The organism is Nocardia sp. NPDC049526, assembly GCF_044465765.1.
GTDB lineage: Bacteria > Actinomycetota > Actinomycetes > Mycobacteriales > Mycobacteriaceae > Nocardia.
Window position 1 is genome coordinate 55,729 of the sequence record NZ_JBITMA010000018.1, and the last position, 24,694, is coordinate 80,422.

Here is a 24,694-nt window from a genome sequence, read left to right on the forward strand (position 1 = left end):
TGATTGCTACTCCAGTAGCAGTGCCGCGCGAGACACCGAACCATCATCGTTGACGCACGCTGTAGGGGCGCTTGGCATCTGCCTTCCACGAACTCGCACCCGCCAGCCTCGCCGCATGCGTCCGACGAGCCAACACCCACTGAGTCGGCCGGCACGCAGATATGGAAGGCGATCGCTTCCCGGTACTTCCGAACGATATTCAGGGCACGCCGGTATCCGTGCCCAGCACTCGGTCGAGAAGATGGTCGACGAGTTCGATCGCCACTTGTGTGGTGCGGTATCCCTGGAGCATGCCCTGGTCGAGTCCGTCGATCGCCATGGCACAGAAGATCGGTACCCTCCGCTGAGGGGTCACACGCTGTATAGCGTGCGCGGAGGCTTGCACACACCTCAAAGGCGGCAAAGTCGACGCAACCGGCACGCTGAGTACGGGCTCACCTGGCCCGAGCGTTCCACTGCGGGTTCGCGGCGGCCTACTTCGTATGCTGGACCCGCGCGCTCGCGTACAGGCAGATAGCGGCTGCGGCGGCGAGGTTGAGGCTCTCGGCGCGGCCGTGGATCGGGATACGTACCCGATGGTCGGCCCGGGTGGCGACCGACGGATCCAAGCCGTGCGCCTCATTGCCGAACAGCCACGCCACCGGACCGGCCAACAGTTCGTCGGCGTCGTCCAGATCAACCTCGCCCTTGGCGGCAGTGGCGAGCACCGTAATGCCCGCTGCCCCAACAGCATCGAGCACCGCGCCGATATCGCGATGCCGCGCGATCGGCACGTGGAACAAACTGCCCGCACTCGCGCGGACGCATTTGCCATTGTGCGGATCGACCGCATCCCCCGCCAGCACAACACCATTCGCGCCAACCGCATCGGCGACTCGAATGAGAGTGCCCGCATTGCCGGGCTCGGCGATCTCGACAGGGACGGCGAGCAGTCTCGGCCGCTCGGCCAGCACGTCCGCCAGCGGCACGTCGATGTGGTCGCATACCGCGACAAGCCCTGGCGCAGTGACGGTTTCACCGAGGTGTTCGGCGGCGCGCTCACTCACCAACGTGGTGCGCACGCCCGCGGCGGCGGCACCGGCGATCAGCTGATTCTCCCGGACCGCGGCGTGCATCGAGTAGAACAGCTCGCGCACCCGACCGGTTTCCAGTGCCGCCGCAACGGAATTCGCGCCCTCGGCCAGAAACTGCCCGGTCTTGCGCCGCTGCGCGGCGCGCTGGAGCTTGACAGCGGAAACGACCCGCGGATTGTGCTCGGAGAGCGCGTCCACGGGTCGTTCCGAATGCTGTGTCGTCACGCAGGCCGGATCAGGCGGCCGGGGCGTTGACGTCCTGCGGGAGGGCGGCCTTGGCGACGGCGACCAGACCGGCGAACGCCTCGGCGTCGGAGACTGCGAGCTCGGCGAGGATCTTGCGGTCGACCTCGACACCGGCGGCCTTGAGGCCCTGGATGAAGCGGTTGTAGGTGATGTCGTTCAGGCGCGCCGCGGCGTTGATGCGGGCGATCCAGAGCTTGCGGAAGTCACCCTTGCGCGCCCGGCGGTCCCGGTAGGCATAGGTGAGCGAGTGCAGCTGCTGTTCCTTGGCCTTGCGGTACAGCCGCGAGCGCTGGCCGCGGTAGCCCTTGGAGGCCTCGAGAACGGAACGGCGCTTCTTCTGCGCGTTGACGGCCCTTTTGACGCGTGCCATGGGTCAGTCCTTTTAGATCTAGGGGGCGGTGTGCGTGACGCCCTGGAATTGGTCGATGGTCGGCGTCCGGAATCCCGGTCGCGCGGGTGCTGGGCTAGGTCTCAGAGACCCAGGAGGCGCTTGACGCGAGGGACGTCAACGGACGCGACGGCTTCCGTGCCGTCCAGACGACGAGTCCGGCGAGTGGACTTGTGCTCGAGCAGGTGGCGACGGTTCGCCTGCTGACGCAGCAGCTTGCCACGGCCCGAAACCTTGAATCGCTTCGAGGCGCCGCTGTGGCTCTTCATCTTCGGCATGGATTCCTCTATCTGTCTCGTACCGGTGGTCCTCCCGGACCACCGGTTTTCTGATCGGTATTACTGCGGGTCGGCCGGCGCGGCCTGTTCGGCGACCGGTGCACCCGCGGCAGGTGCGGGAGCGGCAGGCGCTTCGGTGGCCGCGGGACGCGGTGCCCGCGAATCCTCCTGCGCCTTCACCCGCGTCTTCGCACCCTTATGCGGCGCGAGGACCATGGTCATATTGCGACCGTCCTGCTTGGCGGAGGTCTCGACGAAACCCAATTCGGCGACGTCGGAGGCCAGACGCTGCAGCAGCCGGAAGCCCAATTCGGGGCGCGACTGCTCACGACCGCGGAACATGATCGTCACCTTGACCTTCGAGCCGGCCTCGAGGAAGCGAACAACGTTGCGCTTCTTGGTCTCATAGTCGTGGTCGTCGATCTTGGGACGGAGCTTCTGCTCCTTGATCACGGTCTGCACCTGGTTCTTGCGAGACTCGCGCGCCTTCTGCGCCGTCTCGTACTTGAACTTGCCGTAGTCCATGATCTTGCAGACCGGTGGACGGGCATCCGGCGCGACCTCGACCAAGTCGAGATCCGCCTCGAGGGCGACGCGTAGTGCATCTTCAACACGCACGATCCCAACCTGTTCACCACCCGGTCCGATAAGTCGGACCTCGGGAACGCGGATGCGATCGTTGATGCGGGTCTCAGTGCTGATGGGGCCTCCTAGGTCAAGCGGTGTCGTCAGACGACCGCACGCAATAACGGCAACCCCTTTTCAACACAAAGGCCCCGGTGCGGTATTCCGCCACGGGGCCCGAGTCGACCGGCCTTCGACCACGAGCATGCTCGCGTCGACCTTGTCCGCGATGATCCTCGCCGAGGATCCTGCGCACAAGAAACCCGCCCAGGCAGGGCGGGCGACCGGACCGTTTGACCAGTACGATTGCTCGTCGGCAACGGTGGGAGTCGGGCTCCACTTATCAGCCCCGAGCAAGCCCGGGGCGGTCGTCAGCGGAAAGTCTAACATTCCCACTCGCTATCGCCGAATCGCCCCGCCCCGGCGACCGCGCCCGACCACCACGATGCCATCCTCGTGAGCATGAGTGAGTCCGACGCGACCGACATCCGCGAGCTGGCCGATATCCCCGCGGTCGAGATCATCAGCCGCGCCGCGATGATGCTGATGAGCGCGGCGGCGGAGAAGCTCGGACTCGCCGACGCGGATCCGGACAACAGCCCACGCCGCGATCTGGACGAGGCGCGCCGCCTGATCACCGCGCTCGCCGGGCTGGTCACCTCGTCCATCGAATACTTCGGTCCGCATGCCGGTCCGTATCGCGACGGCCTGAAGTCGTTGCAGCTCGCCTTCCGCGAGTCCTCGGCGCATCCGGACGAGCCGGGCAAGGGTCCGGGCGAGAAGTACACCGGCCCGGTCTACGCCTAGATAATTTTGCCCGACGGGAAACATTGCCCACTGGGCAAGTTTTGCCCTACTCTGGTGTCATGCCAGATGAGCAAGTCCTCGGCCTTCGCGAGCGCAAGAAGCTCGACACCCGCAAGGCACTCAGCGATGCGACGCTCGAGCTGGCATTCGAACGCGGACTGGCCAATATCACCAGAGAGGACATAGCCGCCCGAGCGGGCGTGTCGGTCCGGACCTTCAACAACTACTTCACCGGTAAGCACGAGGCGCTGGCATTCCGGCAGACCGAGCGGATCCAGCGCAGTCTGATCGCACTACGGAACCGGCCCGTGGACGAGCCGCTCTGGACCGCGATCACCGCGGCGATCCTCGAACCACTCGAAGTCGACGGCGCCGGGGACCACCCGCCGACCGCGCACCAACTGGCGGTCATTCGCGAATTGCTCGAGGCACCCGAGACCCGAACCGCGGTGTCCAAGGCGGTATCCGACGACTGGATCGAGGAGATCGCGGCACGCACCGGAACCGACGCGGCCCGCGATCTGTATCCACGCCTCGTCGTCGGCGCGATCGGCGCGATCTACCAGGCCGCTACCGCGACCTATGTGTACGCGGATCCGCCGGTATTGCTCACCACACTGCTACGACAAGCCATCGACGAGGTAGCCGCGGGACTTCCCGCGCCTTCCGTCGACGACTGACTCACCGCACACCCACTTTCAAAGGCAACAAGAGGTGTATTTGTCATGCCCGAAAACTCTTTCGACGTAGTCATTTCCGGTGCCGGGCCGAACGGGCTCATGCTCGCCTGCGAACTCGCACTGGTCGGCGTGCGTCCCATCGTGCTGGAGAAACTGAGCGAGCCCAGCGCCGAGCCGAAAGCGAACGGCCTTGTCGGCCAGGTGATTCGGCTGCTGGATATGCGCGGCCTGTACCACGAATTCGGCGGCGCGCCGGGCGCTCCGCAGCCCGTGCCCGGCTATCTGTTCAGTGGGATGCCGGTGTCATTCGCCGAAGTTGCGAACAATCCGATGTACGCGCTGCCCATCCCCCAGCCGAAACTGGTTCGCCTGTTGGAGAAAAGGGCACGCGAACTCGGTATCGAAATCCGTTGGGGCCATGAGCTGACCGATCTGGTCCAGCAGGACGGGAGCGTGACCGTCACGGTGACGGGTCCCGACCGCGAGTACGACCTGACCACCACATACTTGGTCGCGGCTGACGGCGGCAAGAGCTTCGTCCGCAAACACACCGGAATCGAATTCCCCGGCAGCACAAACACATCGAAGTTGGTCCGGATGGCACATGTGAGCGTGCCGGAGGAACTGCGAACCGGAGACGGCGGCATCCTGATTCCCGGCCTCGGGCGACTTTCCTTCGGACATAACCGACTCGAACGTGGCATGTTCATCTTCGCAGAGCTCGAACGCGGCCGCCCGTTGGTCGCGACCATGGAGTTCGACGGCGATCCGGTACTGGAGGACACGCCGATGACGCTCGACGAACTACGCGCAAGTCTGCGGCGGGTGCTCGGTGTCGACCTGCCGATCGCGCCACCGTCTGGATCCGGCCCGCACGCCTTGCGCCGAACCGAAGGCCAGAACACTCGACTGGCCGAACGCTATCGCGACGGAAATGTGTTCCTGCTCGGCGATTCCGCCCACGTGCACTCGGCGATGGGCGGCCCCGGCCTCAACCTCGGTTTGCAGGACGCGGCCAATCTCGGTTGGAAGCTCGCCGCACAGGTGAACGGTTGGGCACCCGCGGGACTTCTGGACACCTATCACTCCGAGCGATACCCGGTCGGTGAGCGCGTAATGATGCACTCACTGTCCCAGCTCGCACTGATGGCGCCCGGTCCGGAGGTCACCGCGCTGCGCGAGTTCATCGGCGAACTACTCAAAGCACCTGAAAGCGCTGGACATATCGCACATCTGCTCGCCGGATCCGATATCCGCTACGACATCGGCGATCCGCACCCACTGTCCGGACGCATGGTCCCGGACCTCACCCTCGAAACCTATGACGGCCGAATGCGTATCGCCGATCTGCTGCACTCGGCACGAGCTGTGCTGGTCCAATTGACCGAGAACAGCGGGTTCGCCGATATCGCGGGCGACTGGAACGACCGCGTCGACACCGTGATCGCGACCTGTCCGGACGCGCCCGCTGACGCGCTACTCATCCGACCGGACGGATATGTGGCCTGGGCAGGTGAAGTCGGTACCGAAGATGACCGACTCCGGAACGCATTGACGCGATGGTTCGGTCCAGCTCGAAGCTCGTAGGCACGCCGATGCGGCCCGCCCGGAATCGCGGAGATGCCACCCGGGTGGGCCGCAAGCAACGCGGGGCAATCCGTGCCGCCGCTGCTCGTCGATCTCACAGGGCAATCCCACTCGACCCGAAGTAGTTCATCTTGTGAACAATGAAATGCTTTGTGCGCGTGTCGATCTCGGTGACCCAGACATATTGCTGCGGATTTGCGTTCCGCCAGGTTCGGCGTGCGATGCTCACTGAATGGCACGGATACTTCTGATTCCCGGATTCTGGCTGGGCGCTTGGGCATGGGACGACGTCGCGGCCGATCTGCGCGGCCGGGGTGACGATGTGTTGGCGCTGACCCTGCCCGGACTCGATCCGGCCGATGACGACCGGCTCGGCGCGACCCTGGAAATGCAGGCGCAGGCCATCCTCGACGAAATCGCCCCGGTTGAAGCGGTGGTTGTCGTCGCGCACTCCGGCGGCGCGGCGGCCGCCTATCTCGCCACCGATATCGCCCCGGAACGCTTCAGCCGCGGCATTTATGTCGACGCCGCTCCGCTACCGAATGGCTTCATCCTCAATTCCGCACTGGACGCGACCGTGCGCGAACTCGCGCTGCCGGATTGGGATCAGTTGGAGGCGGACGGCAACAGCCTCACCGGACTGGACGAGGTGTCCCTGGCCCGGTTCCGCGAGCGTGCCGTTTCCGAACCCGCCGGAGTCGCCGCCGCTCCCCTGCGACTGAGCGATTCCCCGGCGCGCCTTGCCATCCCGACGACGGTGATCTGCAACAGCATCACCGCGGACCTGGTCAAACAACTCCGCGACGCGGGTCAGGAACCACTCTTCGCCGAGTTGGCCAAGATCGACGCCGAATACATCGACCTGCCCACCGGCCATTGGCCGATGTGGTCCCGATACAAGGAACTCGCCGAACTGATCCACACCATCGCGAACCGCTGAGCCCGCGGCCCGTCGACGGTAGTCGAATGGTGGCTGCACCCAAGTGCACTCACAACCACCATTTGACTACCTCCCCTAGGTTGTATAGCCATTTGACCGGGCCTGCTCTGCTGGCACAGGCGCACAACCGGGTAAATGTTCGGCCCAGCCAGAGGGGATGCCGAGAGATCAGCGGAGCGCGGCGGCCTTCCGCGATGCACGCTTCGCGGCGGCGGCATTCGGTGCCGGAATCTTGGTCGCCGTCGCCTTGGTGGCCGACGAATTGTTCGTCGCCTTCTTGGCCGGGGCCTTCTTCGCCGCAGCCTTCTTGGCGGGAGCCTTGGGCTTGGTCGCGGCGGGCAGGGCCAGGACTTCCTTCAGGAACTGGCCGGTGTAGCTGTCGCCCACTGCCGCTACATCTTCCGGGGCGCCTTCGGCGACGACCGTGCCGCCGCCGGAACCGCCCTCGGGACCCATATCGACCACCCAGTCTGAGGTCTTGATGACATCCAAATTGTGTTCGATAACGATGACCGTATTGCCCTTGTCCACCAAGCCGTTGATGACGAGCAGCAGCTTGCGGATGTCCTCGAAGTGCAGGCCGGTGGTCGGCTCGTCGAGGATGTAGACGGTACGTCCGGTGGAGCGCTTCTGCAGTTCAGCTGCCAGTTTGACGCGCTGTGCCTCACCACCGGAGAGGGTCGGCGCACTCTGGCCGAGTCGCACATAGCCCAGGCCGACGTCGACCAGGGTCTTGAGGTAGCGGTGGATCGAGGTGACCGGCTCGAAGAAGCCCGCGGCCTCCTCGATCGACATATCGAGCACCTCGGCAATGGTCTTGCCCTTGTAGTGCACCTCGAGCGTCTCCCGGTTGTACCGGGCGCCGTGGCAGACCTCGCACGGGACATACACATCCGGCAGGAAGTTCATCTCGATCTTCAAAGTGCCGTCACCCGAGCATGCTTCGCAGCGGCCGCCCTTGACATTGAACGAGAACCGGCCGGGCTGGTAACCGCGCACCTTCGCCTCGGTGGTTGTCGCGAACAGGGTCCGGATCTTGTCGAATACGCCGGTATAGGTGGCCGGATTCGAGCGTGGCGTCCGGCCGATCGGCGACTGGTCCACCTGCACGAGCTTGTCCAGATGATCGAGGCCGTTGATCCGGGTGTGCCGGCCCGGCACCTGCCGCGCACCGTTCAGCTTATTCGCGAGCACGGTCGCCAGAATGTCGTTGACCAGCGTGGACTTACCGGAACCGGAAACACCGGTGACCGCGGTGAGCACACCGAGCGGAAAGCTGACATCGATATTGCGCAGGTTGTGCTCGTTCGCACCGACCACGGTGAGCTGGCGCTTCTTGCTCACCGGCCGCCGCACCATCGGCACCTCGATGCGCTCGCGGCCCGAAAGATATGCGCCGGTGAGCGATTTCGGGTCGGTGAGCAGTTCCTGATACGGACCGCTGTGCACGACTTCACCACCGTGCTCACCGGCCAGGGGACCGATATCGACCACCCAGTCCGAGGCCCGAATGGTGTCTTCGTCGTGTTCGACCACGATCAGCGTATTGCCGAGATTCCGCAGCCGCGTCAGCGTTTCGATGAGCCGCCGGTTGTCGCGCTGGTGTAGACCGATCGACGGTTCGTCGAGCACATACAGCACCCCGACCAGCCCGGATCCGATCTGGGTCGCCAGCCGGATGCGCTGCGCCTCACCACCGGACAGCGTCGCCGCGGCTCGCGACAGGCTCAGATACTCCAGTCCGACATCGAGCAGGAAGCCCAGGCGCGCCTGCACTTCCTTGAGCACCTGCCCGGCAATGGCGGTCTCCCGCTCCCCAAGCGTCAAAGCATTCAGGAATGCCGAGCAATCACCGATCGACAATTCGCTCACATCGGCGATGGACTTCTTCTCACCGCCCGAGGCGATGGTGACAGCCAGAATTTCCGGACGCAGCCGAGCACCGCTGCACACCGGGCACGGCACATCGCGCATGTACCCGTCGTAGTGCTCCTTCATCTGCTCGGATTCGGTGCTCTCCATACGCCGCTGCAAGAACGGCATCACACCCTCGAAATCGGCGTAATACGAACGCTTCCGGCCGTACCGGTTGGTGTAGGAGACGTGCACCTGATCCGAACTGCCCTCCAGCACCGCCTTGCGTGCCTTCGGCGGCAGGTCCTGCCACGGCGTATCCATGGAGAATCCGATGGTTTCGGCCAGACCCGACAGCAGCCGGGTGAAGTATTCCGCGGTCTGTCCGCGCGACCACGGTGCGATCGCGCCCTCGGCCAGGCTCAATTCGGGATCGGGCACCACCAGATCCGGATCGACCTCCTTGCGGATGCCGAGTCCGGTGCAGTCCGGGCACGCGCCGTAGGGCGAGTTGAACGAGAACGAGCGCGGTTCGAGATCCTCGATATCCAGCGGGTGACCGTTGGGGCAGGCCAGGCGTTCGGAGAACCGGCGCTCCCGATCGTGGGCGTGCTCGTCGCGGTCGACGAAGTCCAGCACCACGATGCCGTCGGCCAACCGCAGCGCGGTCTCGATCGAATCGGTAAGGCGCTGTTTGGAACTCGGCTTCACCTGGAGCCGGTCCACCACGACCTCGACGTCGTGCTTCTCCTGCTTCTTCAGCTTCGGCGGATCGGTGAGCGGATACACCACGCCGTCGACCCGGACGCGCGAATAGCCCTGGCTGTTCAATTGGTCGAACAGATCGACGAATTCACCCTTGCGGGTGCGCACCACAGGCGCGAGCACCTGGAATTTGATGCCCTCCGCCATGGCGAGCACCTGATCCACGATCTGCTGCGGACTCTGCTTGGCGATCAACTCACCGCAGACCGGGCAGTGCGGAGTACCGGCGCGCGCATACAGCAGACGCAGGTAGTCGTAGACCTCGGTGATGGTGCCGACCGTCGACCGGGGGTTGCGGTTGGTCGACTTCTGATCGATCGAAACGGCAGGCGAAAGTCCCTCGATGAAGTCGACGTCCGGCTTGTCCATCTGCCCGAGGAACTGGCGCGCGTAGGCCGACAGCGATTCGACATAGCGGCGCTGTCCCTCGGCGAAGATCGTGTCGAAGGCGAGGCTGGATTTGCCCGAACCGGATAGACCGGTGAACACGATGAGACTGTCGCGGGGCAGATCGAGGTCGATGCTCTTGAGATTGTGCTCCCGAGCTCCGCGCACAGTGAGGCGTTCCGCCACCAGGTGTCCCTTCTCGATCGTGTCGGTCCAACAGACGTGATAACCCCCAGCGCCATGCTAGGCCGACCCACCGACAAGTTTCGTCGCACACCGGGTTCCCCGGTCATCGGTCCAGGTCAGGAGTCGGATCGACGCAGCTTTCCAGCCAATCCGCTGAGCTGCCAGCCCCCATTGTCCACGGTGACGGTGAGCACATCCGACCCCACCCGCACCCCGCTGACCCGTAACGGCAGATATCGATCCGGTACGGCGGGCGCGACCGACGCCGACCCGGTGCCCGGCTCCAACCGCAACATGCTCCGCATGAAAAGCAGCGGCGCCGCCGACGCCCACGCCTGCGGTGAGCATGAGGTCGGATACGGCACCGGCGCGTCGAATTCCGCGCGGTCGAAACCGCTGAACAGCTCGGGCAGCCGATAGCCGAAGCGGGTGGACGCGTCGAGCACCCCGTCGATCACGCGGTTGGCGTGTTCGGTGAAGCCATAGCGCATCAGTCCGGCGGCGCAGATCGCGTTGTCGTGCGGCCACACCGATCCGTTGTGATAGCTCACCGGGTTGTAGGCACCCATGTTGGTGGCCAAAGTGCGGATACCCCACCCGCTGAACATCTCCGGCGACAGCAGGTGATCCGCGACCGACCGCGCCTTGTCCTCATCGATGATCCCGGTCCACAGGCAGTGCCCGATATTCGAGGTCAGCGCGTCGATCGGCCGCTTGTCCCCGTCCAGACCGATGGCGAACCAACCGTGCTCGGGCAACCAGAACGCCTTGTTGAACGCTTCCTTCAACGCGGCCGCCTTGACGCGGAACCGATCCGCGGTCGGATGATCGCCCACATCGGCCGCGAGCGCCGCCCGCGCCACATACGCGGCGTACACATATCCCTGCACCTCGGCGAGCGCGATCGGCGCCTCGGGCAGCCTGCCGTCGGCGAAGTTCACCCCGTCCCAGGAGTCCTTCCACCCCTGATTCGCCAAACCGTGCTCGGCCGCGCGCTGATACTCGACGAATCCGTCGCCGTCCGCGTCACCGAAGTGCTCGATCCACTCCAGCGCCCGATCCGCATGCGGCAGCAGTTCGTCCCTGGTCTCGGCATCCAGTCCCCACCGATGCAACTCACCGAGCAACATCACGAAAAGCGGTGTGGCATCGGCGGTTCCGTAGTACACGGTGTCACCGCCGAGCAGCGATGTCGCCGCCCGTCCGAATCGCACCTCGTGCGGTATCTTTCCCGGCTCCTCCTCGGTCACGGCGCGAACCTCGCTGCCCTGCAGACCCGCCAAACTCTGCAGCGTGCCGACGGCCAACCGCCGGTCCAGCGGCAACACCATCCATGAGGTGAGCAGCGAGTCCCGCCCGAACAGCGCCATGAACCACGGTGCGCCCGCGGCGACCACCGCTCGCTCCGGATGACCGGGATCGAAGATGCGCAGTGCGCCGAGATCGACGACGGCGCGCCGCAAGACCGCGGCGAGCGTCTGATCGCCGGTCTGCACCGACGGCGAATTCTCGTACCATTCGCGCATCCGCAGTGCGGGCGCGCTGTGCGAGATCGGATTCCCGCACTGATGCCGCGGCGTCACCACCGAGCCGAGCGTCGGCTGGTACTGGATACACACCGACCATTCCCCGCGCCCGGGCAGATCGACCTGCCACCGTAATTCGCGATCGACCGCGGTCGCCCCCGCGGCGGTCACCGTCACCGCCAGCGGCAGATCGGTCCGGCTGATCTCGACCGCGCCCGCCGTCGACTTGCTCTTGGTGACCACCACGCTGTCGCCGATCCGTCCCTCCTTCACCTCGAACAGATCGGCGAAATCGGCATCGAGTTCCAGTACGACCACACAGCTGATCGCCGCACCGGAAAGATTGCGGACGGTCACGTCCTCGCGCATACCGTCACCGACATACCGCGCGACGGTCACCAGTGCTGTGCTGTCGGCGCGTCCGGGCCGCGGCGGCGTCCTGGCCAACAGCGTCGCGCTGTAGGGCTCGGTGTGCTGGACGGTGAGCGGTTGCGGCGCCAACCCGTCGACGGTCAGCCGCCACCGCGACAGCACCCTGGTATCGCGCACGAACAATCCCTCGGCACGATACGGGCTGATGACACCGCCGTCCTCGCTGATGCAGAAGGTCGAGCCCTCGACCAAGGTGACCCCGGCGACCGCTCGTGGCGCCACGGGATCGGCGCCGTCACCCCAGGGGCTGGTCAAGCGACCGGCGTGGGCAGCAAGGCCCGGCTCGTCGCTACCCGAGGCGCCAGTGGCTCCTCACGCGGTTCGGGGTCGTCGGCTCCCATCAGTGGACGCACCCGCTCAGTGTAGTAGCGCCACTGCTCCGGTTCGCGGATCTTGGTGATCATCACCAGTTTTCGGCGCGCCAGCCAGGCCATCCGGACCACCCGATGCACCCGTTCTCCGCATGCATCCGGCCGACGAAGACGATGTAGCCACCGGTGCGGGCACTCACGGCGGCACGATCAGCCCGATCTTCATGGACACATCCACGCTTCTTCGGGTCCCGGCTGGGGATCGATGACAGGGAGCTCCCGAATGGCGCGGCCATGTGCGAACCGCCATTGCACGCCGCATTCTCGGCACCGGAACAGGGCGTCCCGGTGGTCGACGAAGGTGCCGATAGCATGCGAACCACAATCGGGACAGCTCCGCGGCGGACCGAAAATATTGCCGAAATCGAGCGTCGCTGAATATGTCATTGTTCGACATAACTATGCATGGGGCCCTCCAAGGCCGCGCTACCAAAGACCGCTATGAATGACTTCGGCCTCAGCATACCCGGAACCCCGATTCGCACAATGCCATTCACGCGGTCGGTTTCTTTCGGTGTTTCGATAGCGCTCGTCGGTAAATTCGAGTCGCCATTCCTCGAAATTGTCGTTCCCGACATACCTGTGCGGCCCATCGAGGGATACCTTGTCGGGTAGGACCAAACGCCGGGGGCGCACGAGATCCCCTGCACCGCACAGGAGGTCGCGTGATCACAGTGTTCCTCGTCGACGACCACGAGATCGTCCGGCGCGGCCTCGTCGACCTGCTGGAGAGCGATCCGGAACTCACCGTGATCGGCCAGGCCGGCGATGTCGCCGACGCCATGGCGGGCATTCATGCCCTGCGACCCGATGTCGCTGTACTGGACGTCCGACTTCCCGACGGCAACGGCATCGAACTGTGCCGCGACCTGCTGGCCGAAATCGACGATTTGCATTGCCTCATCCTGACGTCCTACACCGATGAACACGCCATGTTGGACGCGATATTGGCGGGTGCGAGCGGCTATGTAGTCAAGAACATCAAGGGCATGGAATTGGCCGCCGCGATCAAACAGGTCGGCGCCGGACGTTCGCTATTGGATAACCGCGCGGCGGCCGCACTCAAGGCCCGGCTACGTTCCAGCACCGAAAAAGACGGGCCGCTGGCCGGCCTCACCGAACAGGAACGCCGACTGCTCGCACTGCTCGGCGAGGGATTGACCAATCGACAAATCGCGGCGCGAATGTTCCTGGCGGAGAAGACCGTCAAGAATTACGTCTCCCGGCTTTTGGCCAAACTCGGCATGGAACGGCGCACCCAAGCCGCGGTACTGGCCTCCAAACTGCGTGAGAGCTAGCGGATTTCGACCGGAACGACGATGGTGAGATCCCCGTCGTAGCGGCGGTACAGCAGGCGACCGCGGCCGCTGTCGGCATCGGTGAAGAACAGGAACGGCAACCCCTTGCGGCACAGCCGGGTGACCGCCGCCTCCTCGATCAGGAACGGCGCCGGATCCGAATCCATGATCACGGGTAGCGAATTCACGGTGAGCGGCCGCTGCGCCGGAGCCGGCGGCGGCTGTGAGGTGCGCTGCCTGGTCAGCCGGACACCGAGCGGATCCGCCCAGCTCACCAGGGCATCCTCACCGGTTTCGGCATCGATGAACAGGTACGAGTCGTAATCCATCGCATCCAGCACCGCCCACGCCTCGGCGGGCGTACCGGTCAGCAACGCGCAGTGCTTCCTCCGCACGATCGGGCGCGGCTCGGTGACCCTGGCCAGGGGCGGACGCGCCGGATCGGGCCACTCGCGTGACTGTTTGGTCGCCAGCCGGGCGATCTGACGGTCCAGCCGTTCCACCGCGAAGGTCACCGCGAAGCCGCGTGGACCGGTGACCTGCACCCGGGTCGGGGTGTCGTGTATGCGAATGTTGGCCTGCACCAACGTGGGTTCGTCCGAATCCAACGGCGCAGTCACCCGCACCCGCGCCGCTGCGTCGAGGTGGTACCGGCGCAGTACGCGGCCGATCCCCCGCACCGCCCTGGTCACATCCGCGGGCGGCACGGCACCACGGGTGGTCACGGCCAGCTCGGGGTCGGCGGCAGTGGCCCACAGCTCCGACGAACGCAACGGCGAATTCATAGGACATCCCTACTTTCTATTCCCGGTGTGCGACCATGCCATCACCGCTACGCCACCGCGAACAGGGCCGAAAGTCCTCGATCGACCAACTAGACTGGCGTAGGCGCTGTTACGCGCCTGCCAGAACAGGATGCCGTCATGACCGAAGAGTTGGGCAGCGGCCTCTATTCGGTACGCGACACGCTGTCGCAACTTCGGCTCCGGGAGCTGCTGTCGGAGGTCAAGGAACGCGTCGAGCTGATCATCGATTCACGCGACCGGATGGACGGCTTGGTCGAGGCGATGCTGACCGTCACCTCCGGCCTCGACCTCGACGAAACGCTGCGCGCCATCGTGCACACAGCCACCAGCCTGGTCGACGCCCGCTACGGCGCGCTGGCGGTGCGCGGGCACGAGCAGCAGGTCACCCAGTTCCTCGACGAGGGCATGGACGACACCATCCGGGAGCGCATCGGCCGACTTCCCGCCGGACACGGCGTACTCGGCGAGGTGTTCACCCAACCCAAACCGCTGCGCCTCGCCGAACTTTCGAAACACCCTGCGTCCGTGGGATTTCCAGAACACCACCCGCCGATGCACACCTTCCTCGGCGTCCCGGTGCGCATCCGCGACGAGGTCTTCGGCAGTCTCTACCTGACCGAGAAGGCCAATGGTCAGCCGTTCACCGAGGATGACGATGTGCTGGTGCAGGCGCTGGCGGCCGCGGCCGGTATCGCGGTCGACAACGCCAGGCTCTACGAATCGGCACGCACCAGACAGGCCTGGATCGAGGCCACCCGCGATATCGCCACCGAATTCCTCGCGGGTACCGAACCCGATCTTGTGCTCGCCCATGTCGTCGACCATGCGCGCACCCTGACCGGCTCGCATCAATCGTTTCTCGCCAGCACCGCGGTACCGCAACTCCAACTCGCCGCGGTCTCCGAACTCGTCATTACCCAATGGTCCGGTCCGGGTAGCGGATTCGACGGACTGATCGTGGACGCCGACGGCACCGCACTCGGCGAAGCCTTCACCCGCCGGACACCGCTGCGCTTCGACGATGCCGCCCTGATCGACCTCGGCGTCCCACTGCACGATGTCGGGCCCGCGCTGATCCTGCCGCTGTGCACACCCGACGCCACCCTGGGCACGCTGGTCACCGTGCGTCCCATCGGCTCACCGCCCTATCCCGACGAACTCGTCGAGCTGACCAACGCCTTCACCGACCAGGCCGCACTGGCCATGCAGCTGGCCGAAACCCAGCGCAGAATGCGCGAACTCGATATCCTCGCCGACCGCGACCGCATCGCCCGCGACCTGCACGACCATGTGATCCAGCGGCTGTTCGCCATCGGGCTCACCCTGCAGAGCGCGGTACCGCGCGCCGAGGTACCCGAAGTGCGCCAACACCTTTCTACGGTCATCAATGATCTGCAGGAGGTGGTCCAGGAGATCCGCACCTCGATCTTCGATCTGCACGGCGGCAATGGCGGCAGCATCGAATTGCAGCAGCGGCTCGAGGATGCCGTGCGCCAGCAGACCACCGATTCGCCGCTGCGGGCCACCGTGCAGGTGATCGGGCCGCTATCGGTGCTGGAGGCCGAATTGGCCGATCACGCGGAGGCGGTGGTGCGCGAGGCGGTGAGCAATGCGGTCCGGCATTCCGGCGCGGCGACCGTCTCGGTGGAGATCAGTGTGGCCGATGATCTGACCATCGTGGTCACCGATGACGGCTGGGGCATCCCGAATCACGTGATCCGCAGCGGATTGCGGAATCTGGAGCAGCGGGCCGAGAAGTCGGACGGGCAGTTCACCATCGGACCCGCGGTGGCGGGTATGCACGAAACAGAGGGCACGCCGGGCACGAAGTTGTCCTGGTCGGTGCCGCTTCCGTAGCTCGGCTCAGTCCACTGGACCGAGCACGACCATCGAATTATTGCCGCCCATGCCGAGCGACAGCTTGGCCGTGATCCCGCCCTCGAAGGGCGTCGGACCACCCAATAGTCGCTCGTAGGCGGGGGCGACGATCGGTGCGGCGGGCACGATGCCGCGGTCGTAGGTCAGTGCCGCCGCGGCCACTTCGACACCGGCCGCCGCGCCCTGGCAATGCCCGGCCAGCGGCTTGACCGAATAGACGTGGGGCCGGTCGGCGAACATCCGCCGCAGCAGATCCCGCTCGGCCATATCGCACTGCCGGGTGCCGGTGCCGTGCGCGTTGAAATACCGTACGTCCGTAGGGGCGATAGCAGCGTCCGCGAGCGCGTGGCGCGCACAGTTGAAGATCTGGGTGTGCCCGGGATCGACCGAAACCACGTGATAGGCGTCATTGGTCATGCCGCCGCCGAGCACCGCGGCATAGGGCCGCTCGACCGAGCGCGTGAGGACGAAGGCGACCGACGCCTCACCCATACTGAAACCGCGGCTGCCCTCCTGAAAGGGGCGGCAGGCCGCCAGCGGTTCGGCATCGCCGACCGCGGCGCCGAGCCGGACGAAGTGTTCGAGCATCTCGGGGGTGGCCGACATATCCGTGGCGATGCAGATCACGTCGTCGGCGACACCGCACCGCAGCCAGAGTTCGGCGGTGATCAGCGCGACATTCGCCGAACTGCACGCCGCCGAGACATTCATCGATGGCCCGTGGAAGCCGAATTCCTGCTGTAGCACCGAGATCGGTGTGGAAGGCAATAGTCGCATGTAGTCGCGCGAGCGCCGGTGCCCCTGATCGATCAGATAGAAGTCGCGCCAATTGGCGACGTCGCCGAGCACGATGGCGTGCAGCAGGCCGACGGTGCGGCCGGGTCGCCAGCCGCGCGCGGACGCGTCGGCGATCGCCTCGCGACCCGCCTCCTGCATCGCACGCCCGTAGATGCTGGTGCTGACCATGGGATCACCGCCATCGGGAATGAGCGAAACCCAGGCGTACTCATCGCGGCCGAAGCCGTAGCCTGGTTGTAGCGAGGCCGCGGATTTCCCGCTCAGCAGCCCCTGCCAGAGCGTCTCCCGACCCCAGCCGTACCCGCTGACCGCACCGATCCCGGCGATCGTCATATGATCTTGATGGCGCTTTTCATGGTTCGGGTTGGTACCCGGCATGGCATCGCTCCTTTACCGGCTCCCGGGGCCGAGGCGACGTTCGGCTCGAGAAATGTTCACAAATCCGGGTTCTCCAATGATCATCAGATAGCGGCGGATGGAGTGCCCGGACTGTGAGCGAAGCAATAGCGTCGACGATGTGATCTTGTACACGTCGAGACCAGAATAATCCCATGTTCCAATGGCCATGATCGGGTCGATGATCGGGGGTTCGGAGTGGATCAGGACAAGGCGGTCGACGCCGGGGTCGACGCCGAGCAGCTGGCTCAGCGCTACCGGTCCCTGGTCGAACACACCCCGGACGGGATCGTCGTGCACGAGCGCGGCACCGTCGTCTACGCCAATCAAGCCACTGCGCGCATGCTCGCCGCCGACAGCGCCGATCAGCTGATCGGCCGGCCACTGACCCGATTCGTGCATCCCGATTCGGTACCCGGCATGGTGGACCGCATCAACCAGCTGACCACCGCGGGCGCCGCCTCCGATCCCACCGAAATGGAGCTGATCCGGGTCGACGGCGAGATCGTCCCGGTCGAGACCGTTTCGGTGCTCACCGTATGGCACGACCATCTCGCCTATCAGGTGGTCATCCACGATCTCACCGCACAGCGCGCCGCCGAGGCCGCGCAGCGCCGGGCCGAACAGCACTTCACCACGGTGGTCTCACAGTTGGAGGAGGGCGTGGTGGTGATCGACCGGAACGGCCGCATCGAATCGGCCAATCCCGCGGCCGTGCGGATCTTCGGCACCGACGAACGCACCGGCGAACTCATCGGCGCCGCCATCGACGAACTGCCGCTGATCCTGCTCGACGCCAATGCCCAGCCGCTACCGCCGAGCCGACATCCGGTCGCACGCACCTTGGCGACCGGCGAAACGATCACCGGATACATCTTCGGCGTCGACCGTCACGACGGTCAGCGTCGCTGGCTCTCCGGCAGTTCGCGGCTGCTCAATCCGGGCGATCCGAATTCATCCGCGGTGTCCTCCTTCGCCGATATCACCGACTTCCGGGCCAGTCGAAGGCAATTGGAGTTCCAGGCCACACACGACTCGCTGACCGGACTGGCCAACCGCTCACTGATCCTGTCCCAGCTCGCCAATGCGCTGGCCGCCAGCGAGGATCTGCCGGTCTCGACGGTGCTGTTCATCGACCTGGACGGCTTCAAGGCGATCAACGACACCCTCGGCCACGCGATCGGCGATACCGTGCTGCAGATCGTGGCCCAGCGGTTGCAGCGGGCACTGCGCGGCACCGATCTGGTCGGCCGGCTCGGCGGCGACGAATTCCTGGTGCTGCTGTCCGGCCGGACCCGACGGGTCGATCTCGACTCGCTGGTCGAGCGGCTGCGCTCGACCATGGCCGAGCCGATCATCGCGCGCGGGCACCGGATCGAGGTGAACGCCTCGATCGGTGTGACCGAACTCGCAGAGGGCGACAACCGCACGCCCGAGGCGGTGCTGCACGACGCCGATCTGGCGATGTACCGCGCCAAGCCGACCGGCCACCGAGAAGCCACCAGCCTGGGCCGCAGACCGAATAACACGCACGCTTCCTGAGGGTTCCATGATCATCGAACACGCGCTGTTGCCCGTCCGCGCCGCCGAGTCGGCGGCCTTCGAGGCGGCGTTCGCCGAGGCCAGGCCGATCATCGAGAGCATGCCGGGCTTCCGGTCGCTATCGCTGTCACGGTGCGTCGAGGCGCCCGACACCTATTTGCTGCTGGTGGGATGGGAACAGTTGAGCGACCATGTTGATGGCTTCCGCGGGTCCGCCGGATATCAGCGCTGGAAGCAACTGCTGCATCACTTCTACGAACCGTTCCCCGTCGTCCAACATTTCACGCCGGTCCTGGCCACGGACCTGCTACCTGCGGTTACAGCGAGCCCGCCGAACCGGCAGTAGAATCGAAAACTCTGTTTTCAATGGCGTTCGCGTGCACCGTGACCTGCGTGTGCACCGGCTCATCGCGGTGACAAGGAGTTCAGTTTGCCCGACCGCCTCACTCAGGATCGTGCCGCGCACGACGGCACACCCGAGCGGAACCGCGAAATCGACCTGGAGCAGGCCTACCTGTCCGTGCTCTATGAACGACTCGACGATATGCGCGAATACGCCACGAAACGGCTGCGCACCGTGCTGCTGGAAACCGGTGGCACCCCGCAGGCCCGCACCGAACGCGAATCCTTCAGCCAGCTCTATTCCGAGGATCTGGCCAAATACGACGCCGCCGAACACGGCCTGTGTTTCGGCCGCATCGACCTCGACGGCAGTGCCGTTTCGAGCGACCTGCAAGCAGTCGCCAGCGGCGCCGTTTCGAGCGACCCGCAAGCAGTCGCCAGCGGCCAAGAAGGCGAATACCGCTACATCGGCAGGCTCGGCATCCTCGACGAGAAAGACGATTACGAGACGCTGCTGCTGGACTGGCGCGCGCCCCTGGCCCGTCCGTTCTATCTCGCCACGACCGCCGCCCCGGACGGGGTGATCCGACGCCGGCATATCCGGTCCCGCAATCGGCGGGTCACGGCCATCAATGACGAATACCTGGACCTCGACGCCGCTCGGACTGCCGGTGTGACCGATGGCGAGGGCGGGGTCGGCAGCGAGAGCGCATTGCTCTCGGCGCTCAATGCCGCGCGCACCGGCCATATGAACGACATCGTCGAGACCATCCAGAGCGAGCAGGACGCGATCATTCGCTCCGAGCACAAGAGCGTGCTGGTGGTCCAGGGCGGTCCGGGCACCGGCAAGACCGCCGTCGCACTGCACCGCGCGGCGTATCTGCTGTATACCTACCGTCAACAGTTGGCCAAGAGCGGTGTGCTGATCATCGGTCCGAACGCCACCTTCCTCGACTACATCGGTCAGGTGCTGCCATCGCTCGGTGAGACCGGCGTGCTGCTGTCCACCATCGGCGATCTGTATCCGGGAGTGAAGGCCACCCGCGAGGATTCGCTGCGCGCCGGTGCGGTCAAGGGCTCGCTGGCCATGCTCGAGGTGCTCAAGCAGGCGGTGCGCGACCGTCAAGAGGTACCCTCCGAGCCGGTCCGCCTCGCCTTCGACGGCTACCCGGTCACACTCGATCGCAAGATCGCCACCAAGGCGCGCGGTCGCGCCCGCTCCTCGCGGCGCCCGCACAATCTGGCCCGGCCGATCTTCGCCTCCTCGGTCATCGACGCGCTCACCGAACAACTGGCCCAGACCATGGGCGCGGATCTGTCCGGCGGCCACCGGGGGATGGCAGGAGGCGCAGCCGACGGGGTGGGTAAGGAAAGTCTGCTCAGCCGAACCGATCTCGCCGAGATCCGGGACGAAATGCGCGCCGATCCGGAGATCCAGGCGGCCATCGGCAAGCTCTGGCCGATCCTGTCGCCGCAGGAGGTGCTCGCGGATCTGCTGGCCGATCCGAAGCGACTCGATCGGGCCGCGAGCAGTCTGGATCCGGCCGACCGAGCCGAACTCGCGCGCTCGGACAACGGCGAATTCAGTGCGCCGGACGCACCGCTGCTGGACGAACTAGCCGAACTGCTCGGCATCGACGACACCGAGGAACGCGAACGCGCCCGCCGCCGCTGGCGGTCCCAATTGGCCGAGGCGCAGGACGCGCTCGACATCCTGACCGGTTCCGCGCCACAGGATCTCGAGGACGACCTCGATCCGGAGATCCTGATGGCCTACGACCTGATCGACGCCGGCCAGCTGGCCGAACGTCAGGATGTGCGCAACCGGCAGACCACTGCGGAACGCGCGGCGGGTGACCGCAATTGGACCTACGGTCATGTGATCGTCGATGAGGCGCAGGAACTTTCGGAGATGGCCTGGCGAATGGTGATGCGCCGCATTCCGAACCGGTGGGTCACGGTGGTCGGCGATGTCGCGCAGACCGGTGATCCGGCGGGCGCCTCGTCCTGGCAACGGATGCTGGAACCCTATGTGGCACAACGATGGAAGCTCACCGAGTTGACCGTGAACTACCGGACCCCAGCGGAGATCATGGCGGTCGCGGCGGATGTGCTCGCCGAGATCGATCCGGCCGCGTCGGTGCCGCGGTCGGTGCGGGAGACGGGTGTGCGGGCCCGCGCCCATGCTGTCGATGCGCGCGAATTGTGCAGTGCGGTAGCGCAATTAGTCGCCGGGGAGACCGGCCCCGGTACCACGGCCGTCATCACACCGCATGAGATGGTCGCGGACTTCGCCGAGTTGGCGGGCGAATCCGTCCGGGTGCTCACGGTGCACGAGGTCAAGGGCCTGGAATTCGACGCGGTCTATCTGGTGGAACCCCAGGGGATCCTCGACGAATCGCCGCGTGGGATGAACGACCTGTACGTAGCACTGACCCGAGCGACCCAGCGACTCGGCGTGGTGCACACCGGCGACCTGCCACCGGTGCTCAGCGCACTGGATTGACGAGAACGACGACAGCCGCACATTCCTGGGGAATGTGCGGCTGTCGCTTCGGGTTTACTGTTTACCTGACGGTGTGCACGATCAGCACATCCGAACGGGACTTGCGCGCCACATCCGAGGGCACCGAACCCAGCAACCGGCCGGCCAGGGTGTTCAGGCCGCGGTTACCGACGACCAGCAGATCGGCCTCGACCTCCTTGACGAGCGCGAGCAGCGATTCGACGGGCTCACCGACGATCGCGCGCTCGACGATCTCCTCGGCGCCTTCGGCGGTCGCGCGGTCGCGGGCGGTGCGCAGGATCTCGTTGGTGGGCGCGGAGCCGCGCACCTGGTAGGCCTCGTCCTTGAGCACATCGGCGGCAGCAGCCACATCGCGATCGTCGGTCGGGTAGTAGGCGCAGGCCACAACCAGGGTCGCACCAGCGGCCGCGGCCAGCGAAGCGGCCTTGTCGACGGCGACGTACGACGAGTCCGAGCCATCGGTACCGACGACAATGGTCCGGTAGGCGGTCATGCCTCCACCTCGCTAGCGCTCGGCTCCGGCATGACCGCCTGTGGCGCTGCGCCCATGGTTCGCTCGCTTCGCTCCCTCACGGCTTTCTCCTCCAACTATGTGGTGTCGGGTGCCTGCGCCGGTGCCACGTGGAGTCGTGGCACCAGCGCGGCGACTGGGGTCGACCATAGCGGCAAATCGGCCGGAAATAGCAGAAATCGCAACACATCACACTTCTGGTGTTCTGGGTTTACCGACACAGGTTCATCCGGCGAATGCCGCAGGACCTTTGCGACCTGGGCGGATCTAATTTCCGGGTCCACGACTTGTGATCCATCACAACCGGCGCGAACGTTCTTGTCCCCCTGGGATATTCATCACATATACCCCACCGCGGCCGCTATACGACGGCAATGTCGGCCCGACCGGGACCGGTAAGAACGTACCCGGCCGGGCCGACGCCATCCACCCGGTTCCGCAGTTACCGCGATGGAGGTCCGTCGACCCGAAAATGCCGACGGCGTCTATACGGCTCACAATATCGGCGTGATCGGCACAAATCCGGTCGTATCTACAGACCGGTGAAAAGCGGTCCGGTGATGGTCAATCCAAGTTCGTCGACATGCGCGAAGAAGGCGAACAACATCAGCGAAGCGCCGGCGAGCGCGAGATCCTTGTTGAAATGGATCATCTCGCCCTGCCGGCCCTGCGGATCGGTCTCCTTCCAGAACTGGTGCATCAAGAATGCCGTCGGCACCAGCATGATCACCAGCAGCAGGGCCCCGAGGTCGGCCCATACACCGAGCAGCACGCTGAGGCCGCCGACCGCGAGAACGACGCCACCGGCCAGGACCGCGACCCGCGGCTGCGGCAGGCCGCGACTCCGCGCATAATCGGTCATCGCGTCGGTCTGCGTGAAATGCCCGAACGCGGAACTGAAGAACAACACCACGAAAAGCACTCGCCCTATCAAGACCAAGACATCCATCACGAACTCCTCATTCGCCGATGTGGAGAGCCGATTCCGATTCGTGCTCGAATGGGTCGAACGCGAGCGGTCCTGCAAGCTACATTGTGGTCGGGACGACCTTCGAAGTCACCTCGTTACGGGAGCGTAGCGAATGCTTGGCGTATTCCAGCGGCGCCATTCCGACTTCCGCGGTGAACTCACGCGAGAAATGCGCTTGATCGAAATAACCCAACTCGGTGGCCAGGGCGGCGAGATCTTCGATGCGCCCGCGCGCGAGTAGATCTGCGCCGTCCTGGAGCCGATATCGGCGCAGCACCCATTTCGGTCCGGCGCCGACATAGCGCCGGAACATCCGCTGTAATGTGCGGATCGGGATATCGAACCGATCGGTGACCTGATCGACCCTGGTGAGTTCTTGGTCCTGTTCCATGGCGTCGACGATGCGCAGCACCAGCCGGTAGCTGGGATCTGCCGCGGCCTTTCGGCCGATCAGGAAATCCTCGATTATGCTGCGGCGCTTGATATCCGAGGATTCGGCCAACACGCGGTCGGCCAGTCCGGCCGCCTCGGGCAGCACGTCCGTGAGCGGCACGGCGGTGTCCCGGAACGCACCGACATCCAGTCCGGTGAACGCACCGAATCCACCGGCGCGAAAGCGCGCGCCGAAGGTCTCCCCCATACCGCTGAGCTCCCGGACGAACTTTGTGGTGCAGACGCCGTTGACGAAACCGCCGGTTCGGGTTTCGGTGCGTTCGAAGGTGACGTTCACGCACGGGAACGGCAACACCTCGGCGTGGTACGGCGGCCGACCGGTCAGATCCCAGCGCACCGACCAATACCACTCGACGAACCGCCCGACCTCCGGCCCGGCCGACAACCGCGCCAACGAGCGATGTCTGGCCTGCTCGTCGGGATGCAGAATGCCCTTCACATTGTCGAGCGCGGGCACCGGAACCGGCCCGTCGGCTGCGCCGGTCACGGCTGTCGCTTTCTTACAAGACCACTTCGCCGCGCTCGACGAGGCTTATCGGCATGAGCGAAACAGCGAACACCGTGAACCCCATCGCCGACGGCTACCACTCCATCACCTGCTTCCTGGCCGTCCCCGACGGCAATAAGGCAATCGAGTTCTATACCAACGTCTTCGAGGCCGAGGTGATCAGCCGCAACGATCTCCCCGACGGCCAGCCCGCACACGCCGAACTGAAGATCGGCGACTCGACCCTGCAACTGGGCATGCCCATTCCGGACAACAATGTCCTGGCTCCCAATGGCGAATGGGTGCACACCTCGATCGTGCACTACTGCCCCGATGTCGACGCGGTCGTCAAGCGAGCCATCGAAAACGGCGCCCGCAGTGCGGAGGAGCCGCAGACCTTCGTCACCGGTGACCGCTTCGGCGTGGTCCTCGACCCCTTCGGCCACCGCTGGGCGGTGCTGACCAAGGTCGAGAATGTCTCGCGCGAAGAGGCCGAGCGCCGCGTCAACGAATGGATGGCCACCCAGAGCTGAGCCATGCCG

General features: G+C 65.4%; 22 protein-coding genes. 10 read left to right on the forward strand and 12 right to left on the reverse strand.

The window, feature by feature from the left end:
- Window positions 1-473: 473 nt before the first annotated feature.
- The 4 genes from ACIBW7_RS37675 to infC form a co-directional block, all read right to left on the reverse strand.
- A complete protein-coding gene (locus tag ACIBW7_RS37675; protein ID WP_397054981.1) occupies window positions 474-1,271 on the reverse strand; it encodes a TrmH family RNA methyltransferase in 798 nt (265 codons plus the stop codon).
- 37 nt (window positions 1,272-1,308) lie between these two features.
- Complete coding sequence (gene rplT / locus ACIBW7_RS37680; protein WP_040689024.1) at window positions 1,309-1,689, reverse strand: 50S ribosomal protein L20; 381 nt, start codon at window positions 1,687-1,689, stop codon at window positions 1,309-1,311.
- A gap of 101 nt (window positions 1,690-1,790) precedes the next feature.
- Entirely contained in the window at window positions 1,791-1,985 is a 195-nt protein-coding gene (gene rpmI, locus ACIBW7_RS37685; protein WP_040689021.1) for a 50S ribosomal protein L35, read from the reverse strand.
- A gap of 60 nt (window positions 1,986-2,045) precedes the next feature.
- Entirely contained in the window at window positions 2,046-2,732 is a 687-nt protein-coding gene (infC, locus tag ACIBW7_RS37690; protein WP_084508992.1) for a translation initiation factor IF-3, read from the reverse strand.
- A gap of 339 nt (window positions 2,733-3,071) precedes the next feature.
- On the opposite strand from infC, the gene ACIBW7_RS37695 reads away from it, so the two are divergent.
- From ACIBW7_RS37695 to ACIBW7_RS37710, 4 genes are all read left to right on the forward strand, one after another.
- Window positions 3,072-3,416, forward strand: a complete 345-nt coding sequence (locus tag ACIBW7_RS37695) for a DUF1844 domain-containing protein (protein ID WP_397054983.1) — start codon at window positions 3,072-3,074, stop codon at window positions 3,414-3,416.
- A gap of 59 nt (window positions 3,417-3,475) precedes the next feature.
- Window positions 3,476-4,096, forward strand: a complete 621-nt coding sequence (locus tag ACIBW7_RS37700) for a TetR/AcrR family transcriptional regulator (RefSeq protein WP_397054985.1) — start codon at window positions 3,476-3,478, stop codon at window positions 4,094-4,096.
- 45 nt (window positions 4,097-4,141) lie between these two features.
- Window positions 4,142-5,683: an FAD-dependent monooxygenase gene (locus tag ACIBW7_RS37705; RefSeq protein ID WP_397054987.1), complete on the forward strand. Its 1,542-nt coding sequence runs from the start codon at window positions 4,142-4,144 to the stop codon at window positions 5,681-5,683.
- Between the two features lie 232 nt (window positions 5,684-5,915).
- Complete coding sequence (locus ACIBW7_RS37710) at window positions 5,916-6,623, forward strand: alpha/beta fold hydrolase (protein WP_397054989.1); 708 nt, start codon at window positions 5,916-5,918, stop codon at window positions 6,621-6,623.
- Window positions 6,624-6,791: 168 nt separating this feature from the next.
- On the opposite strand, the gene uvrA is transcribed toward ACIBW7_RS37710, so the two are convergent.
- The 3 genes from uvrA to ACIBW7_RS37725 form a co-directional block, all read right to left on the reverse strand.
- Window positions 6,792-9,815, reverse strand: coding sequence for an excinuclease ABC subunit UvrA (uvrA, locus tag ACIBW7_RS37715; RefSeq protein WP_397054991.1), 3,024 nt, complete (start codon window positions 9,813-9,815; stop codon window positions 6,792-6,794).
- Window positions 9,816-9,931: 116 nt separating this feature from the next.
- Window positions 9,932-12,028 carry a glycogen debranching N-terminal domain-containing protein gene (locus ACIBW7_RS37720; RefSeq protein ID WP_397054993.1) on the reverse strand — a complete coding sequence of 699 codons (2,097 nt, stop codon included), beginning with the start codon at window positions 12,026-12,028 and terminating at the stop codon, window positions 9,932-9,934.
- Window positions 12,025-12,225 (reverse strand): hypothetical protein, encoded by a 201-nt coding sequence (locus ACIBW7_RS37725; protein ID WP_397054995.1) that lies wholly within the window; start codon window positions 12,223-12,225, stop codon window positions 12,025-12,027. The genes ACIBW7_RS37720 and ACIBW7_RS37725 overlap by 4 nt, the downstream gene beginning before the upstream one ends.
- Window positions 12,226-12,809: 584 nt before the next feature.
- On the opposite strand from ACIBW7_RS37725, the gene ACIBW7_RS37730 reads away from it, so the two are divergent.
- Window positions 12,810-13,442: a response regulator gene (locus ACIBW7_RS37730; protein ID WP_387295502.1), complete on the forward strand. Its 633-nt coding sequence runs from the start codon at window positions 12,810-12,812 to the stop codon at window positions 13,440-13,442.
- Here ACIBW7_RS37730 and ACIBW7_RS37735 read toward each other — a convergent pair.
- Window positions 13,439-14,227, reverse strand: a complete 789-nt coding sequence (locus ACIBW7_RS37735) for a sigma 54 modulation/S30EA ribosomal C-terminal domain-containing protein (protein WP_397054997.1) — start codon at window positions 14,225-14,227, stop codon at window positions 13,439-13,441. The two genes, ACIBW7_RS37730 and ACIBW7_RS37735, sit on opposite strands and share 4 nt — an antisense overlap.
- A 138-nt stretch (window positions 14,228-14,365) precedes the next feature.
- Here ACIBW7_RS37735 and ACIBW7_RS37740 point away from each other — a divergent pair, with 138 nt between their 5' ends.
- On the forward strand, window positions 14,366-16,105 hold the full coding sequence (locus tag ACIBW7_RS37740) for a GAF domain-containing sensor histidine kinase (RefSeq protein WP_397054999.1): 1,740 nt from the start codon (window positions 14,366-14,368) through the stop codon (window positions 16,103-16,105).
- 6 nt (window positions 16,106-16,111) lie between these two features.
- Here the strand turns inward: ACIBW7_RS37740 and ACIBW7_RS37745 are convergent, their stop codons facing one another.
- Window positions 16,112-17,302: a beta-ketoacyl synthase N-terminal-like domain-containing protein gene (locus ACIBW7_RS37745; protein ID WP_397055001.1), complete on the reverse strand. Its 1,191-nt coding sequence runs from the start codon at window positions 17,300-17,302 to the stop codon at window positions 16,112-16,114.
- A gap of 216 nt (window positions 17,303-17,518) precedes the next feature.
- Between ACIBW7_RS37745 and ACIBW7_RS37750 the strand changes: the two genes are divergently transcribed.
- The 3 genes from ACIBW7_RS37750 to ACIBW7_RS37760 all read left to right on the forward strand — a co-directional run bounded on the left by ACIBW7_RS37750 (window position 17,519) and on the right by ACIBW7_RS37760 (window position 21,710).
- Window positions 17,519-18,862 carry a diguanylate cyclase domain-containing protein gene (locus tag ACIBW7_RS37750; RefSeq protein ID WP_397055003.1) on the forward strand — a complete coding sequence of 448 codons (1,344 nt, stop codon included), beginning with the start codon at window positions 17,519-17,521 and terminating at the stop codon, window positions 18,860-18,862.
- Window positions 18,863-18,869: 7 nt separating this feature from the next.
- On the forward strand, window positions 18,870-19,208 hold the full coding sequence (locus ACIBW7_RS37755; protein ID WP_397055005.1) for an antibiotic biosynthesis monooxygenase family protein: 339 nt from the start codon (window positions 18,870-18,872) through the stop codon (window positions 19,206-19,208).
- 84 nt (window positions 19,209-19,292) lie between these two features.
- The gene (locus ACIBW7_RS37760; RefSeq protein WP_397055007.1) at window positions 19,293-21,710 is read left to right on the forward strand and encodes a HelD family protein; all 2,418 of its coding nucleotides are present in this window, start codon (window positions 19,293-19,295) and stop codon (window positions 21,708-21,710) included.
- A gap of 61 nt (window positions 21,711-21,771) precedes the next feature.
- Here the strand turns inward: ACIBW7_RS37760 and ACIBW7_RS37765 are convergent, their stop codons facing one another.
- The 3 genes from ACIBW7_RS37765 to ACIBW7_RS37775 form a co-directional block, all read right to left on the reverse strand.
- A complete protein-coding gene (locus tag ACIBW7_RS37765; RefSeq protein ID WP_397055009.1) occupies window positions 21,772-22,224 on the reverse strand; it encodes a universal stress protein in 453 nt (150 codons plus the stop codon).
- 550 nt (window positions 22,225-22,774) lie between these two features.
- On the reverse strand, window positions 22,775-23,191 hold the full coding sequence (locus tag ACIBW7_RS37770) for a DoxX family protein (protein WP_397055011.1): 417 nt from the start codon (window positions 23,189-23,191) through the stop codon (window positions 22,775-22,777).
- A gap of 79 nt (window positions 23,192-23,270) precedes the next feature.
- The gene (locus ACIBW7_RS37775) at window positions 23,271-24,152 is read right to left on the reverse strand and encodes a DUF6597 domain-containing transcriptional factor (RefSeq protein ID WP_397055013.1); all 882 of its coding nucleotides are present in this window, start codon (window positions 24,150-24,152) and stop codon (window positions 23,271-23,273) included.
- A gap of 53 nt (window positions 24,153-24,205) precedes the next feature.
- On the opposite strand from ACIBW7_RS37775, the gene ACIBW7_RS37780 reads away from it, so the two are divergent.
- The gene (locus tag ACIBW7_RS37780; RefSeq protein WP_040688990.1) at window positions 24,206-24,685 is read left to right on the forward strand and encodes a VOC family protein; all 480 of its coding nucleotides are present in this window, start codon (window positions 24,206-24,208) and stop codon (window positions 24,683-24,685) included.
- Window positions 24,686-24,694 lie beyond the last annotated feature (9 nt).